A 411-nucleotide genomic window follows, 5' to 3' on the forward strand; every position below is an offset into this window, starting at 1 on the left:
ACCTCGTCCTAAACCTGCCTGAAAAGCAGGAGAATCTTTTACCAAAGCACCAACAACCGGTTAAATGGCCACACAACCATACACAAAGAAAAAAAAAGTTAACATAACAATAGTAAAAAGGCCATTAAATAAGAGACCCGAAAAAACAGATGCTGCTTTTTTCCAAGCATGAGCACTAGCAAACGATCCTTGAACATCCGGAGAGGACTGGAATGCTGATACATCTTCTCCATCCCCAATACACCTCACATATCCTCCTACGGGAATAAGCACTACACGCCATTGAGAGACGTGCTTATCTGTATACTTCACTATTTGCGGTCCACACCCAAGCGAAAAAACTGACACCTTAATACCACACCACCGCCCAATGAGCTAATGCACAATTACGTGCACCAAACTGCTACTCAT

Annotated in this window: 1 pseudogene; it reads right to left on the reverse strand. The window is 43.1% G+C overall.

Annotated elements, in window-relative coordinates:
- Positions 1-375 (reverse strand): annotated as a pseudogene (locus tag J7R13_RS09160) (site-2 protease family protein); the annotation flags it as partial.
- Between the last annotated feature and the right edge of the window lie 36 nt (positions 376-411).

Origin of the sequence: Bartonella taylorii 8TBB, assembly GCF_902825155.1 — a bacterium.
GTDB lineage: Bacteria > Pseudomonadota > Alphaproteobacteria > Rhizobiales > Rhizobiaceae > Bartonella > Bartonella taylorii_A.